At 58.7% G+C, this 14,364-nt stretch carries 14 protein-coding genes and 1 riboswitch; of the genes, 7 read left to right on the top strand and 7 right to left on the bottom strand.

The window, feature by feature from the left end; all coding sequences use genetic code 11:
* Positions 1 to 13 precede the first annotated feature (13 nt).
* A complete protein-coding gene (locus C1N60_RS07350; protein ID WP_104093096.1) occupies positions 14 to 649 on the bottom strand; it encodes a hypothetical protein in 636 nt (211 codons plus the stop codon).
* Positions 650 to 879: 230 nt separating this feature from the next.
* Here C1N60_RS07350 and C1N60_RS07345 point away from each other — a divergent pair, with 230 nt between their 5' ends.
* From C1N60_RS07345 to C1N60_RS07325, 5 genes are all read left to right on the top strand, one after another.
* Entirely contained in the window at positions 880 to 1,425 is a 546-nt protein-coding gene (locus tag C1N60_RS07345) for a chorismate mutase (protein WP_394521587.1), read from the top strand.
* 297 nt (positions 1,426 to 1,722) lie between these two features.
* Positions 1,723 to 2,733 carry a Zn-dependent oxidoreductase gene (locus C1N60_RS07340; protein WP_394521742.1) on the top strand — a complete coding sequence of 337 codons (1,011 nt, stop codon included), beginning with the start codon at positions 1,723 to 1,725 and terminating at the stop codon, positions 2,731 to 2,733.
* Positions 2,734 to 2,884: 151 nt separating this feature from the next.
* On the top strand, positions 2,885 to 4,168 hold the full coding sequence (locus C1N60_RS07335) for an MFS transporter (protein WP_058780333.1): 1,284 nt from the start codon (positions 2,885 to 2,887) through the stop codon (positions 4,166 to 4,168).
* Positions 4,169 to 4,218: 50 nt separating this feature from the next.
* Entirely contained in the window at positions 4,219 to 5,679 is a 1,461-nt protein-coding gene (locus tag C1N60_RS07330; RefSeq protein WP_394521586.1) for a mannitol dehydrogenase family protein, read from the top strand.
* A 99-nt stretch (positions 5,680 to 5,778) separates the two neighbouring features.
* Positions 5,779 to 6,465: a GntR family transcriptional regulator gene (locus C1N60_RS07325; RefSeq protein WP_021509299.1), complete on the top strand. Its 687-nt coding sequence runs from the start codon at positions 5,779 to 5,781 to the stop codon at positions 6,463 to 6,465.
* A gap of 257 nt (positions 6,466 to 6,722) precedes the next feature.
* On the opposite strand, the gene fbaB is transcribed toward C1N60_RS07325, so the two are convergent.
* The 3 genes from fbaB to thiM form a co-directional block, all read right to left on the bottom strand.
* On the bottom strand, positions 6,723 to 7,775 hold the full coding sequence (gene fbaB / locus C1N60_RS07320; RefSeq protein ID WP_058757271.1) for a class I fructose-bisphosphate aldolase: 1,053 nt from the start codon (positions 7,773 to 7,775) through the stop codon (positions 6,723 to 6,725).
* 146 nt (positions 7,776 to 7,921) lie between these two features.
* On the bottom strand, positions 7,922 to 8,722 hold the full coding sequence (gene thiD, locus C1N60_RS07315) for a bifunctional hydroxymethylpyrimidine kinase/phosphomethylpyrimidine kinase (protein WP_104188485.1): 801 nt from the start codon (positions 8,720 to 8,722) through the stop codon (positions 7,922 to 7,924).
* Positions 8,719 to 9,504 carry a hydroxyethylthiazole kinase gene (thiM, locus tag C1N60_RS07310; RefSeq protein WP_215480495.1) on the bottom strand — a complete coding sequence of 262 codons (786 nt, stop codon included), beginning with the start codon at positions 9,502 to 9,504 and terminating at the stop codon, positions 8,719 to 8,721. Before thiM ends, thiD begins: the two co-directional genes overlap by 4 nt.
* A gap of 33 nt (positions 9,505 to 9,537) precedes the next feature.
* A riboswitch (TPP riboswitch) is annotated at positions 9,538 to 9,634 on the bottom strand.
* A gap of 346 nt (positions 9,635 to 9,980) precedes the next feature.
* Here thiM and C1N60_RS07305 point away from each other — a divergent pair.
* Entirely contained in the window at positions 9,981 to 10,178 is a 198-nt protein-coding gene (locus C1N60_RS07305; protein ID WP_021509295.1) for a hypothetical protein, read from the top strand.
* 52 nt (positions 10,179 to 10,230) lie between these two features.
* On the opposite strand, the gene ahpF is transcribed toward C1N60_RS07305, so the two are convergent.
* Positions 10,231 to 11,799: an alkyl hydroperoxide reductase subunit F gene (ahpF, locus tag C1N60_RS07300; RefSeq protein ID WP_058769944.1), complete on the bottom strand. Its 1,569-nt coding sequence runs from the start codon at positions 11,797 to 11,799 to the stop codon at positions 10,231 to 10,233.
* A 70-nt stretch (positions 11,800 to 11,869) separates the two neighbouring features.
* Positions 11,870 to 12,433 carry an alkyl hydroperoxide reductase subunit C gene (ahpC, locus tag C1N60_RS07295; protein ID WP_010617942.1) on the bottom strand — a complete coding sequence of 188 codons (564 nt, stop codon included), beginning with the start codon at positions 12,431 to 12,433 and terminating at the stop codon, positions 11,870 to 11,872.
* A gap of 290 nt (positions 12,434 to 12,723) precedes the next feature.
* Between ahpC and C1N60_RS07290 the strand changes: the two genes are divergently transcribed.
* Positions 12,724 to 13,167 (top strand): GNAT family N-acetyltransferase, encoded by a 444-nt coding sequence (locus C1N60_RS07290; protein WP_058757267.1) that lies wholly within the window; start codon positions 12,724 to 12,726, stop codon positions 13,165 to 13,167.
* A gap of 3 nt (positions 13,168 to 13,170) precedes the next feature.
* Here the strand turns inward: C1N60_RS07290 and apbC are convergent, their stop codons facing one another.
* Positions 13,171 to 14,283 carry an iron-sulfur cluster carrier protein ApbC gene (apbC, locus tag C1N60_RS07285; protein ID WP_058757266.1) on the bottom strand — a complete coding sequence of 371 codons (1,113 nt, stop codon included), beginning with the start codon at positions 14,281 to 14,283 and terminating at the stop codon, positions 13,171 to 13,173.
* Positions 14,284 to 14,364 lie beyond the last annotated feature (81 nt).

Here is a 14,364-nt window from a genome sequence, read left to right as displayed (position 1 = left end):
GGCTGGAGCCGGATTACATCGGCGGCACTACGCCGTTTTTGCCGACAATGATATTGCCTGCGGTGAGCTTACCGTCGGCGCCTTTCTCGGCAGGAACAAACACCGTGGTGCCGGGTTTCAGGTCATCCGGGGTGGCCGCCGCCAGCGTCACCACCGGCGTACCGGCCGGAATGGCAATTTTTTTCTGATGGCCGTGATAGCTCACCGTCACTTCGCTGTTATCCACCGAGGTAACGCTATTGGCGACTGTGGCGTTGGTCATTGAGCTGCCCGGCTTCAGATCCCAGCTGAAGTTGCCCTCGCCTGCACCTTTCAGCTGCGCCGGGAAAATCAGCACTTCGAGCGCGCCATCTCCGCCGCCTGCTTTCGGCAGCGAGGCAATGCCCACGTAATCGCCCTTTTTGATGTCGCTGATGCTGGCCTTCGCCACCGCAGACACCATCGCGCCTGGCTTCATGGCCACGCTGACCTCCGATCCTTCGCGTGACTTGATAGTGAGCTGCTGCCCGTTTACCGATTCAACAACGCCACGTACCTGCACTTTTTGCCCCGCCATCTCTGCCGCCATCGCCGGCGACAGCGTGGCGCCAGCCAGCAGTGAACCGGCAATCAGCAGTGAAAGGCGTTTGTAATGTGATAAGACCGTCATGGAGTGTTCCTTTTGATGATAAGCGCTGCCTCAGCGGCAGCCCTGTGCCAGAAATCATTCAACCTGATGCGCAATAACATTGCGGCAAAAGGCGCTGGAAAACAAACCTACTAGTTGGTAGATTAAAAAACAAGATAATTTTTCACCCTGTACTTTGTCATGTCATTATTTTGTCTTAGCCTGAGCCTCGCGCAGATCCAGCGCCTGGGTTGAACATTGGGAGCATCAGTATGGAAATGCAGTTACGATCGGCCACGTTAGCGCTGCTGATTTGCAGCTGTTCCGCCGCCGCGGCAGAACTCAGCAGTCCTTCGCCGGGCCAGCTTATTAACACGCGTTTGTCTTACATGAAGGATGTGGCGGGTTATAAAGCGCAGCATCATCAGCCGATTGAAGATTTGGGTCAGGAGCGTAAGGTGCTGGACAAAGCCCTGGCGGAAGCGCGTCAGCTGGGCCTGGACGATGCCACGGTACAGCCGTTTATTCAGGCACAGATGGATGTGGCGAAAGCGGTGCAGTATCGCTATCGAGCCGACTGGCTGGCGACGCCGGAGCCGCACTGGCAGCCGCGTCCGCTGGATGAGGTGCGCAAAAGCATTGGTCATTACAGCGACGCGATTCTGACGCAGCTTGCCGCGCAGTTGAAACAGGGCACGACGCTGCAGGCACCAGAGAAGGCCGAATTTATGCGCGACATTCAGCAGCGTAATGTGTCACCGCAGGATAAAGAGTTATTGTGGCGCACGCTCAGCGCGGTGACGCTACGGCAGCCGTGATGTTACGCGGCGAGCGAGCCGTCGATCGCCGCAGGCCTGTCATTTTGCTGCGTTTATTCCGGTCGCCCTGAATGCCGACCCTGTAATCCGGGTAACGACGTTACAGGGTGCGCAGTGATGCGCACCGCAACGCCATTCTTAAACCTCTCTTTACAACTACCCCATCCGCTCTGTGATTGCGTTCACAACTCTGCAACAGCAACTTGTATGGTAGTATTATTGCGCGTATTTTTTCGTCATTACTGTCGCGTTATTACTGGTGTGCCGCGCCTTCAGGCCACCAGCCAGGAGTGAATGATGAAAAGTGTGGTGATTGAACAACCGGGCAAACTGCTGCTGGCCGAGCGCGCGCTGCCGCAGCCCGCCGCTGATGAAGTACGGGTAAAAGTGAAATTTGCCAGCATCTGTGGCTCTGACGTGCACATCTGGCACGGTCACAATCCATTTGCCCGCTATCCGCGCGTCATCGGCCATGAGTTCTTCGGCGTGATTGACGCGGTCGGACAGGACGTTGATGCCAGTCGGCTGGGCGAGCGCGTGGCGGTCGATCCGGTGGTGAGCTGCGGCCACTGCTATCCCTGCTCCGTTGGCCGTCCTAATGTCTGTCAGTCGTTGCAGGTGATTGGCGTCCACCGCGACGGCGGCTTCAGCGAGTATGCGGTGGCACCAGCCCAAAATGCTCATCGCCTGCCGGCGAGCATTCCCGACCAACTCGCCAGCCTGGTTGAGCCCTTCACCATTGCCGCGAATATCACGGCGTTCCTCAAACCGCAGCCACAGGATGTGGCGCTGATTTACGGTGCCGGTCCGATGGGGTTGACCGCCATTCAGGTGCTGAAAGGCGTGTACGGCGTACAGCAGGTGCTGGTGGTCGACCGCCTGCCGGAGCGGCTGGCGCTGGCGCAGCAAAACGGTGCCGATCGCCTGTTCAACAACAGCGAGATCCCGCTGGCGGCGCAGCTGGAAGGCGTTCAGCCGACGTTGATTATCGACGCCGCCTGCCATCCGGCGATCCTCGCTGAAGCGGCTGCGCTGGCCTCGCCGGCGGCGCGCATCGGCCTGCTCGGGTTTTCTGCTGAGCCGTGCAGCCTGACGCAGCAGGCGTTGACCAGCAAAGAGCTGTCGCTGTTTACCTCGCGCCTGAACAGCAACCGCTTCCCGCAGGTAATTGCGTGGCTGGAACAGGGGCTGATCCAGCCGGAGAAACTGGTCACCCACTATTTCCCGCTGGCGCAGATCGAGCGCGCCATGACGCTATTTGAACAAGACCCGTGCACCTGCTGCAAAGTGATCCTGCAAATGGATTGAGTGAGGCGCCACACCAGATGTCCCTGACGCCGGTGCGTACCCGCCGGCCACAACAATAATCCCCTGCATAAATCAGGCGCAGCGCCGCGGTCATCAAGGTCATCTCCCCGTGATGCTGCAGCCTGAAGAAGAACAGGGAAACGGAGTTTCTATGCTGAAGAATCTACGCTGGACCCTCGTACTGCTGCTGTTCCTGGTTTATATGATCAACTACCTCGATCGTATTGCCCTGTCGCTCACCGTGCCGCTGGTGGAAAAAGATCTGATGATCAATGCCGAGCAGTTCGGCCTGATCTTCGGCAGCTTCTTCTTCGGCTATGCGCTGTTCAACTTTATTGGCGGCCTGGCCACCGATAAATTTGGCCCGACGATTGTGCTCGGCACCGCCGTCGGCTTGTGGTCGCTGTTCTGCGGCATGACCGCGCTGGCGACCGGTTTCTGGTCGATGATGATTCTGCGCGTGCTGTTCGGCATGGCGGAAGGTCCGATTTGCGCCTCGGCCAACAAAGCCATCAACGGCTGGTTCCCGAAAAAGCAGGCTGCCACCGCCATGGGCCTGCTGAGCGCCGGCTCTCCGCTCGGCGGCGCGGTCGCCGGGCCGATTGTCGGCTACCTGGCGCTCTCCTTCGGCTGGCGTCCGGCGTTTGTGGTGATCTGCCTGATTGGTCTGGTGTGGATGGCGCTGTGGTTCTTCTTCGCCGCCGATAATCCGGCGCGCAGTAAGCGCGTTTCTGCGCAGGAGCGCGCGCTGGTAGAGAAACTGAAAGCGGAAGAGCCGGCGGATATCATCGACGCGGACGGCAAAGCGCACGGCATGGGCTACTATCTGCGTCAGCCGATTATCCTCGTCACCGCCTTCGCCTTCTTCTGCTACAACTACATTCTGTTCTTCTTCCTGAGCTGGTTCCCGGCCTATCTGGTGCAGGCGCACGGGCTGGATATCAAAGCCATGAGCATCACTACCATGATCCCGTGGATTGTCGGCTTCGTTGGCCTGGCGCTGGGCGGCTGGATTTCCGATAAAATCTTTAATATTACCGGTAAGCTGCTGCTATCACGCAAGATTGTGCTGGTAGTGTCGCTGCTGGCGGCAGCGATATGTGTGGCGCTGGCGGGCACCATCAAAGAGGTGAATTCGGCGGTGATCATGATGTCGATCTCCATCTTCTTCCTCTACATCACCGGTGCCATTTACTGGGCGATTATTCAGGATGTGGTGCACAAGAGCCGCGTCGGCAGCATCAGCGGCTTTATTCACCTGATTGGCAGCCTGTCCGGCATTATCGGCCCGATCGTTACCGGCTTCATCGTGCAGCACACCGGCAAATTTGACAGCGCCTTTGTGCTGGCGGGCGTGGTGGCGGCCCTTGGTGCGCTGCTGGTGCTGTTTGTGATTCGCAGCCCGAAAGCCAGCGACAAACCGGTTTCCGTTTAATCGAATGACTCTGCCGGGGCGCCGCGCCCCGTTTGCCACAAGGATTATGCATGTTACAACCCGATCGCCTTCCCGCTGACGTACAGCGCCCCACTTACGACCGCAGCCAGCTGAAAACCCGCATGGTGCACATCGGTTTTGGTGCCTTTCACCGCGCGCATCAGGCGCTGGCCACTGACCAACTGGCGCAGCACGGCAGCGACTGGGGCTACTGCGAAGTGAATCTCAACAGCGGCGCGCTGATCGCCGCTCTGCGCCAGCAGGATTTGCTGTACAGCGTGACCGAAATGGCCGACGACAGCCTGCACACGCGCATTGTTGGCGTAATTACCCAGGCGCTGCACGCGAAAAGTGACGGTATTGAGGCGGTGATTGAAGCGATGAGCCAGCCGGAAATCGCCATCGTGTCGATGACGGTCACGGAAAAAGGCTACTGTTCGCTGCCGTCGAGCGGCCAGCTCGACCTGACGCATCCGGACATCGTGCACGATGTGGCGCATCCTGACGCGCCGCGCTCGCTGCCCGGCGTGATCCTGGCGGCGATTGAACGCCGTCGCCAGCGCGATCTGCCGCCGTTTAGCGTGATGTCGTGTGATAACATGCCGGAGAACGGCCACGTTACGCGCAATGTGATAACCCAGCTGGCGCAGCGTCGCAGCCCGGCGCTGGCGGATTACATTCAGACCCACCTCACCTTTCCCTCAACCATGGTGGATCGCATCGTACCGGCGATGACCGATGAAGCTTTCGCGACGCTGGAAGCGCGGCTGGGCAGTCGCGATCCGGTGGCGGTGGAGGCCGAACCTTTTTTCCAGTGGGTGATTGAAGATAACTTCGTCAGCGGCCGCCCGGCGTGGGAACAGGCCGGTGCGGAGCTGGTGCGTGATGTGCTGCCGTACGAAGAGATGAAGCTGCGCATGCTCAACGGCAGCCACTCGTTCCTGGCTTATCTCGGCTATCTGGCCGGGTATCAGCACATCAGCGATTGCATGGCCGATGCCAATTTTCGTCAGGCGGCGCGCGCGCTGATGCTGCAGGATCAGGCACCCACGCTGCGCACGCAGGATGTTGATTTGGTCGCCTATGCCGACTCGCTGATCGCCCGTTACGAAAACCGGGCGATTAAACATCGCACTTATCAAATCGCCACCGACGGCACGCAGAAGCTGCCACAGCGCCTGCTGGATAGCGTGCGCTGGCATCTGCGTAACGGGACGGCCTGTGATTATCTGCTGCTGGGCGTAGCAGGCTGGATGCGCTATATCAGCGGCGTCGATGAGCAGGGTGCGGCGATTGAGATTCGCGATCCGCTCAGCGCGCAGCTGGCCAGCATTGTTGCCAATAGCGAGGAGGGTCCGCAGCGCGTTGAGGCCTTACTGCGCCTGCAGGCGGTGTTCGGCGACGATTTACGTTATCACTCAGTGTTTGTTACGCGTCTTACCGAGCTGTATCAGCAGCTGCGGCTTACCGGTGCACGCGCCACGGTGCAGGCGCTGGTCACAGAAGGCTAAGCCGCCTGCACAAATGTGTAGCGCAGACGCAGCGTGCTGATTAGACTGACGCTTTCTCATCGGGCTGGCGGCGGCCAGCCGTAATACGGATATTGCTGCATGTCGATTGCCTATACCATAACCACCAGCGAACCGGTAAATCAGCAGATTTATCGCTATCTGCGGAAGGATATCGTGACCTGCGTGATCCATCCGGGCTCGCTGCTGTCGGAGAAAGAAGTGTCGGCGCGCTTCAACGTGTCGCGGCAGCCGGTGCGGGAAGCCTTTATCAAACTGGCGGAAGCCGGCCTGGTGCAGGTCCTGCCGCAGCGCGGCACCTTCGTGCGCAAAATCTCCGCCCAGCGCGTCGCCGACGGCCGTTTCATCCGTGAAGCGGTGGAGATCGCCGTGGTTCGCCGCGCCGCGCTGGAGATCGCTGCCACCGGACTGATGGCGCTGGAACACAATCTGCAGCTGCAGCGTCTGGCAGCGGAACGCCACGACAGCCAGGCGTTTCTGGCGCTCGATGATGAGTTTCACCGGTTGATTGCCGAAGGCATTGACTGCCTGCTGGCGTGGGAGACGGTGGAGAACATTAAAGCGACGATGGACCGCGTGCGCTTTCTGACGCTGAGCGAAGTGTCGCCGCCGGAGAGCCTGATTCAGCAGCACGAAGAGATTTTTGCCGCGCTGAAAGCGCAAGATGCCGATGCGGCGGAGAAGGCGATGCGGCGACATCTGCAGGAGATGATTCTGACCATCACGCCGATTGCCGAGCGCAACAGCGAATGGTTTGAAGGGCCGTAGTGTTTTGGGGTGCTTTGAGCTTGTGGTGTGGTGCGATGCGGTTTGATACGGTGCGGTGCGGTGTGATGCGGTGCGGTGCGGTGTGATGCGGTGCGGTGTGATGCCCTCACCCCGGCCCTCTCCCACCGGGAGAGGGAGCTGTTTCAGTAAGCTGTCAGAGAATTAACGCATTAAAAAACCGCACAAAACAGTCCCCTCTCCCGCTCGCGGGAGAGGGTTAGGGTGAGGGTAAGGGTGAAAAAACGCACCTCACACCATCAGGCAATCGTCACATCCTTCGCCAGATACACATCCTGCACCGCATTAATCAGCGCCACGCCCTCTTTCAGCGACTTCTTAAACGCCTTGCGCCCGAGAATCAGCCCCATGCCGCCGGCGCGTTTATTGATTACCGCCGTACGCACCGACTCTGCCACATCGGTCGCACCGGCTGAAGCACCGCCGGAGTTAATCAGCCCGGCGCGGCCCATGTAGCAGTTGGCTAGCTGGTAGCGCACTAGGTCGATCGGATTCTCACTGGTCAGCTTGCTGTACACGCGCTCATCGGTGTGGCCAAACTTCACCGCGTTATAACCGCCGTTATTCTCCGCCATTTTCTGCTTCACAATGTCGGCACCAATGGTGGCCGCCAGATGGTTAGCCTGACCGGTTAAATCGGCGCTGGCGTGATAATCCACCCCATCCTTCTTGAAATCGTTGTTGCGCAGATAAGCCCACAGCACCGTCACCATGCCGAGCTCGTGCGCGCGCTCGAAGGCCGCTGCAATTTCCTCGATCTGCCGGCGTGACTGCTCAGAACCAAAATAGATGGTGGCGCCGACCGCAACCGCGCCCATGTTGAACGCCTGCTCGACGCTGGCGTAGAGCGTCTGGTCATACTGCGTGGGATAGCTCAGGGTTTCGTTATGGTTCAGCTTGACCATAAACGGGATGCGGTGCGCGTAGCGACGTGACACGGAGGCCAGCACGCCATAGGTTGATGCCACACAGTTACAGCCGGCTTCAATCGCCAGCTCGACGATATTCTTCGGGTCGAAATAGGCCGGATTGGCAGCGAACGAGGCGCCGGCAGAGTGTTCGACGCCCTGATCCACCGGCAGAATCGACAGATAGCCGGTACCCGCCAGACGGCCGGTGTTGTAGAGCGTCTGCATATTGCGCAGTACCGCAGGAGAACGATTGTTATCAATCATCACGCGATCGACATAATCCGCGCCCGGCAAATAAAGGCTGTCCGCTGGAATGGTCATGCAGCGATGTTGAAGAAGCGTATCCGCCTCTTTACCCAATAACTGTACGATGTCCGTCATGTTCGCTCCTGATAAATGGCTGGAAAAGAACCGGCACCTGCCGATTCGCCCCCACAGCCTGGACCGAAACGCGCCAGGCTGGCAAATTGCTGACTCCATTTTTCAGACGGATACGCAGTGAAAAAACGGCAATCTGGCGTTACGCCCTACCACCACTGATGGAAATGATGCACCGGCCCAATGCCGTGGCCGACCTCAAGCGAATCGGCGTGCAGCAGCGCCTGCTGCAGCCAGGCCTTGGCCTCCGCTACGGTGCCCGCCCAGTCCGCATGGCGCGGTCGCAATGCCGCCAGCGCCGCCGACAGCGTGCAGCCGGTGCCGTGCGTATGACGGGTGTTAACGCGCGGCGCGGTAAAGCGCTGGCGGCCGGCGCGGGTGATCAGCCAGTCCGGGCTTTCCGCATCGCTGAGATGACCGCCCTTCATCAGCACCGCTTCGCAGCCCAGTTCCAGCAGCGCATCGCCCTGCTGCAGCATACTCGCCTCGTCCTGCGCCATGCGGCAACCCAGCAGCGCCGCGGCTTCCGGCAGGTTGGGCGTGATCAGCGATACCTGCGGCAGCAGCCGTTCACGAATGCTGGCTACCGCATCGGGCGACAGCAGCGCATCGCCGCTTTTGGCAATCATCACCGTATCCAGCACCACAAACGGCAGGCTGGCGCGTTTCAGCTTCTCTGCCACCACCTCGACGATCGCCGTCTCCGCCAGCATACCGATTTTCGCGGCGTCAATGCGCACGTCGTTCAGCACCGAGTCGAGCTGCGCCGCAACAAATGCCGGTTCGATGCGATACACCGACTGCACGCCGCGGGTGTTCTGTGCCACCAGCGCGGTAATCACGCTGGTGCCGTACGCGCCGAGCGCGGAAAAGGCTTTCAGATCCGCCTGGATACCCGCGCCACCGCTGGGATCGGTGCCGGCAATGGTCAATGCATTGATGCGTTTCATGCCGCCACCTCCAGCGTCCACAGCGCATCGAGAAAAGCGGCGACGAAGCTGCCCGGCCCTGCCACGCTGCGCGCGGCCTGCTCACCGGCCAGCGACATCAAGCGGCAGGCCGCTGCCACGTGCTGGATACGCTCGCCCGGCAGGCTGCTGCACGCCGCGACTACGGCGGATAGCGCACAACCGGTGCCGACCACGCGCGTCATCAGCGGGCTGCCGCCGGGAATCGCCAGCGTATGGCGGCCATCGGTGACGTAATCGACTTCGCCGGTTACCGCAACGATAGTCGTGCAGCGTTGCGCCAGCTGCTGCGCGGCGTTCAGTGCGGCATCGGCCTGATGCACGCTATCCACACCGCGTCCGCCCGTGGCCTGGTGGGCTAAGGCGAGAATCTCTGAAGCGTTGCCGCGAATGGCCGCCGGTCGCAGGCTCAGCAGCTGCTGACAGAATTCCGTACGCAGGGTTAGCGCGCCTACCGCCACCGGATCGAGCGTCCACGGTGTGCCGGCCTGGTTAGCGGCCTGTACCGCCGCCAGCATCGCATCGCGGCGCTCACGGGTTAACGTACCGACGTTGATCAGCAGCGCATCGGCAAAACCGGCAAACTGCGCCGCTTCATCGCCATCAATCACCATCGCGGGCGAAGCCTGCAGTGCCAGCAGCACGTTGGCGGTAAAAGTTTGCACCACGTCGTTGGTCATACAGTGCACCAGCGGTGCCTGCTGCCGCAGCAGTTGCAGAGAGTGCGCGAGTTGCGCCGGGGAAAGAGGGTCAGGCTGTGTCATAAGGCTCCCAACCGGCAATCAGGAAGGCGAATGCGGTCAGGCATCTGACTTCCCTACGCTGGCATTATCCAGATCAGGTATTACGGGTATTTCTCAGCCTTCACAAAGAAGGGCACCCCGAGTCATGCACGTCCGTGTCAGACGTGCCTTCACAGCATAAAGGGTCAGCTTAAAGTTGTAAATCCTGCGGCAGGGGCACTTTTTTTTGCCGGACAACGATAAGCAAAAATACGTGCGCCATCAATTTTCATAATTTTTTGATCATCAGGAAAATATAAACAATTCGACGGAGATCAATTTTCCCAAAAGCCCTAAAATTCATCAGGATAGTTAATTTAATCTGCCGGGGCAGTATGCGGGAAATAAACAAAAGAAAGCGCGCAACTTGATTAATATCAAACCGGCCGGCGGCGTAACACGGCCTAATTCCCTTCCGGATTTGAAGACCGCTGTTTCACCTTCACCCGGAATCGCTAATGACTTTATTCAGTTTTCTTCCGCACGCGCACCACTGGCACAATATCACCATTTCCCGTCAAGGCGCCGTTGCCCCCGGCGGCCGTTACCGGTACTCCACGTACCTCGAAGCCGAATGCAAACGCTGCGGCGAGCGCATCCATAAAATTTATTATCGCGATATCAGCGATGAACAGGCGCGTCGCTGGCTGGGTTAAAAAAAAGCCCCGCAACACAGGTTGCAGGGCGCTTGCGTGGCTATCGCAAAACTTATTCAGCCGGTTTGGTGCGGATCAGGTAATCAAACGCGCTCAGTGACGCTTTAGCCCCTTCCCCGCTGGCAATGATGATCTGCTTGTACGGCACCGTGGTGCAGTCGCCGGCGGCAAATACGCCTTTCAGGCTGGTTTCGCCTTTGGCGTCGATCAGAATCTCGCCCATGCGGTTGCGCTCTACCGCGCCTTCCAGCCAGTTAGTGTTGGGCAGCAGACCAATCTGAACGAAGATACCGCTCAGCGCCAGTTCGTGGCTGGTCTGGTTATTGCGGTCGATGTAGGTCAGACCGGTAACTTTACTGCCGTCGCCTTTCACTTCGGTGGTCTGCGCGTTCAGGATCACATCGACGTTTTTCAGGCTGCGCAGTTTATCCTGCAGCACTTTATCGGCGCGCATTTCGCTGGCGAACTCCAGCAGCGTAACGTGCTCGACAATACCGGCCAGATCGATGGCCGCTTCAACGCCGGAGTTACCGCCGCCGATCACCGCCGTGCGTTTGCCTTTAAACAGCGGGCCGTCACAGTGCGGGCAGTAGGTAACACCTTTGGTGCGATACTGCTCTTCGCCTGGAACGCCCATGTTGCGCCAGCGTGCGCCGGTAGCAATGATGATGCTGCGTGATTTCAGCACTGCGCCAGAAGCGGTTTCGATGGCGTGCAGGCCACCCTCTTTCGCTGCCGGAATCAGCTTGATGGCGCTCTGGGTGTCGATCACGTCAACGTCATAGTCATCAACGTGCGCACGCAGAGAACCGGCGAGCTTCGCCCCTTCGGTTTTCGGCACGGAGATGTAGTTTTCAATGTCAACGGTGTCCAGCACCTGGCCGCCAAAGCGCTCGCCCATCAGGCCGGTACGGATGCCTTTACGCGCCGAGTAGATGGCCGCCGCAGCGCCCGCCGGGCCGCTGCCGACGATCAGCACTTCATAGGCGTCACGCTTGTTCAGCTCTTCAGCCGCACGCTTATCCGCGTTGGTGTCTACCTTACCGACGATTTCTGCCAGGCTCATGCGACCCTGACCGAACTCTTTACCGTTGAGGTAAACCGCCGGCACACCCATGACGTTGCGTTCGGTGATCTCGTTCTGGAACATGCCACCGTCGATGGCGGTATGACGGATGCGCGGATTGAGCACTGCCATCAGGTTCAGTGCCTGTACCACGTCCGGACAGTTGTGGCACGACAGAGAGTAATAGGTTTCGAAATGCAGGTCGCTGTCCAGCGCAACAACCTGATCCAGCAAGCTCTGCGCCTCTTTCGACGGATGTCCACCGGTCTGCAGCAGAGCCAGCACCAGTGAGGTAAATTCGTGGCCCATTGGCGAACCGGCAAAGCGCGGACCGCTGTGGCTGCCAGGGTTAGTAATCAGGAATGATGGCTTACGTACCGGTTGATCGTTCTCTTCACGGAAGCTGACTTTATCAGACAGACTCGCGATATCGGTCAGCAGAGTACGGATCTCTGCGGATTTTGCGCCATCGTCCAGTGTGGCAATCAACTCAACCGGTTTCGTTAGTTTCTCAAGGTAGGCCTTGAGCTGGGTTTTTAAATTGGTGTCGAGCATAGTGAGTTCCTGTGAAGAAAATCGGGTGCCGCAGCACCCGATGGAAGAAAGATCAAAGGGCGTAGGTGACTTAGATTTTGCCAACCAGGTCCAGTGATGGAGCCAGCGTTGCGTCGCCTTCTTTCCATTTAGCCGGGCAAACTTCACCTGGGTGAGAAGCCACGTACTGAGCCGCTTTCACTTTACGCAGCAGGTCAGATGCGTCACGGCCGATGCCTTCTGCAGTGATTTCGATGGCCTGGATGATGCCTTCCGGGTCAACGATGAAAGTACCGCGGTCAGCCAGACCTTCAGCTTCACGCATGATTTCGAAGTTACGGGTCAGAGCACCGGTCGGGTCGCCGATCATCGCATACTGAATTTTCGCGATGGTGTCTGAAGAACCGTGCCAGGCTTTGTGGGTAAAGTGCGTGTCAGTTGAAACGGAGTAGATGTCTACGCCCAGTTTCTGGAACTCTTCGTAGTGGTCTGCCACGTCACCCAGTTCAGTCGGGCATACAAAGGTGAAGTCAGCCGGGTAGAAGAAGAAAACACTCCATTTACCTTCAACGTCTTTCTCGGTTACGTCGATGAATTCGCCGTTTTTGAATGCAGCGTTTTTGAACGGTTTGATTTTGGTATTGATGATAGACATGGGTGACCTCCGTTAAAAAGATGTGATGCAGGCTACATAATTTTCGGGCCAACTTCTAATATGCAGACGTTATCAATCAGATAATCAAAAGCTATCAAAGTGCCGACGCCAGATTTGATGCGGCTTGCCGCGGCATTCTACACAGAAAAGCCGCAGAGTTAACAGGCTTTATCTTTGCGCACGGCAACTGCTATTTTTTTATAAACATTCAATCATCTTTGCTGCACGATTTTACTGCGTGCACAACGCCGCTACAAAACGTGCCCGCTTACTCGTTATGGAGTCTGGAAGTGAAAATTCGTCTTTTTGAAGAAGCCGACCGCCCTTTTCTACGCACGCTGTATCTCGCGGCGCGCCGTCATAACTGGACATGGCTGGCCGGCGACGACTGGCAGCTTGAAGATTTCGACGCGATTATTCCCGGTGAAACGGTACTGGTGGCGGAGATCGATGGCCACCGCGCAGGCTTTGCTGGCGTAATGGACAACGATAATTTTTTGCACAGTTTGTATGTTGATCCGGCCTTTCAGGGCCAGGGCGTCGGCAGTGCACTGCTGAACGCGGTGCAGCAGCGTTTTACCTCCACCGGCGCGCTGAAATGTCTGCTACAGAACGAAGCGGCGCTGCAGTTTTATCAGCAGCACGGCTGGCAGCGCGAAGCGCTGGGAGAGAGTGAACAGGGCCAGTACGTGTTGATGCACCTGCCGCTGGCGTCACGCACCAGCGGCAGCTAAGGCTTAAACCGCGCGGAAGGCGATGTCGCCCGGAATCACCTCACCCTGCCAGTAAAGCTGGGCGGCAACCCGGCCCGCAAGTTCACGATACAGCGCGGTGAATTCACTCTCCGGACGGCGAATCACGGTCGGTTCACCATCGTCGAGATCTTCGCGCAGATTAATGTGCAGCGGCAGCTGAGCCAGCAGGCGGGTGTGATAATCCTCAGCCAGCTTCTGCGCACCGCCAGTACCAAAAATCGGCTCGTGATGGCCGCATTCGCTGCAGATGTGCATGCTCATGTTTTCCACCACGCCCAGCACCGGCACGCTGACTTTTTCGAACATCACCATGCCCTTGCGCGCATCAATCAGCGCAATGTCCTGCGGCGTGGTCACCACCAGCGCGCCGGTCACCGGCACGTTCTGCGCCAGCGTCAGCTGAATGTCACCGGTGCCCGGCGGCATATCCAGAATCAGGTAATCGAGATCCGGCCACAGCGTTTCATTCAGCAGCTGCATCAGCGCCTTGCTGGCCATCGGTCCGCGCCACACCATGGCGTTATCGTCGGTCACCAGATAGCCGATAGAGTTGGTTGCCAGGCCGTGCGCCATGATCGGCGCCATGTGCGTGCCATCCGGCGAGGTGGGACGCTGCTTTTCGGTGCCGAGCATGTCCGGGATCGACGGACCGTAAATATCCGCATCAAGAATACCGACGCGCGCTCCTTCGGCCGCCAGCGCCAGCGCCATATTCACGGCAGTGCTGGATTTGCCCACGCCACCTTTACCGGAGCTGACGGCGACGATGTTTTTCACGCCGTTGACGCCCGGCTGATTTTTCACGCGTTTCAGGGTGGCGATGTCATGACGCAGCCGCCAGTCGATGGCGCGCGTGTTGGTCAGGCGCAGCAGTTCCGCGCTGGTCTGGGCTTTCAGCGCCTCAAACGCGCTGGCCCAGGCAAATGGCATCACCAGTTCAATGTGCAGCTTGTCGTCGAGCAGCGCCACGTGGCGCAGCGCTTTGAGGGTAGTCAGATTGTGTTGCAACGTCGGATGCTCAAACTCGCTCAGCACGCCGATAACCACGGCGCGCAACGCTTCAGGTGAATGATGGTCCCGGGATTGTGCGGTCATCCCAACTCCTTATTTAGTCATGACGCCAGACGATGGCGGTGTGCCATCAATCATATCAGATAGGCGCTAAAAGTGACGTGG

This window comes from Pantoea sp. SGAir0184 (genome assembly GCF_043544755.1).
This window is presented reverse-complemented; position numbering and strand designations above follow the sequence as displayed.

Coding starts and splice junctions, on each gene's coding strand:
- C1N60_RS07345 (WP_394521587.1), top strand. CDS start 880: ATGGAAATGCAGTTACGATCGGCCACGTTAGCGCTGCTGATTTGCAGC.
- C1N60_RS07335 (WP_058780333.1), top strand. CDS start 2,885: ATGCTGAAGAATCTACGCTGGACCCTCGTACTGCTGCTGTTCCTGGTT.
- C1N60_RS07325 (WP_021509299.1), top strand. CDS start 5,779: ATGTCGATTGCCTATACCATAACCACCAGCGAACCGGTAAATCAGCAG.
- C1N60_RS07330 (WP_394521586.1), top strand. CDS start 4,219: ATGTTACAACCCGATCGCCTTCCCGCTGACGTACAGCGCCCCACTTAC.
- apbC (WP_058757266.1), bottom strand. CDS start 14,283: ATGACCGCACAATCCCGGGACCATCATTCACCTGAAGCGTTGCGCGCC.
- thiM (WP_215480495.1), bottom strand. CDS start 9,504: ATGACACAGCCTGACCCTCTTTCCCCGGCGCAACTCGCGCACTCTCTG.
- thiD (WP_104188485.1), bottom strand. CDS start 8,722: ATGAAACGCATCAATGCATTGACCATTGCCGGCACCGATCCCAGCGGT.
- fbaB (WP_058757271.1), bottom strand. CDS start 7,775: ATGACGGACATCGTACAGTTATTGGGTAAAGAGGCGGATACGCTTCTT.
- C1N60_RS07340 (WP_394521742.1), top strand. CDS start 1,723: ATGAAAAGTGTGGTGATTGAACAACCGGGCAAACTGCTGCTGGCCGAG.
- C1N60_RS07305 (WP_021509295.1), top strand. CDS start 9,981: ATGACTTTATTCAGTTTTCTTCCGCACGCGCACCACTGGCACAATATC.
- ahpC (WP_010617942.1), bottom strand. CDS start 12,433: ATGTCTATCATCAATACCAAAATCAAACCGTTCAAAAACGCTGCATTC.
- C1N60_RS07350 (WP_104093096.1), bottom strand. CDS start 649: ATGACGGTCTTATCACATTACAAACGCCTTTCACTGCTGATTGCCGGT.
- ahpF (WP_058769944.1), bottom strand. CDS start 11,799: ATGCTCGACACCAATTTAAAAACCCAGCTCAAGGCCTACCTTGAGAAA.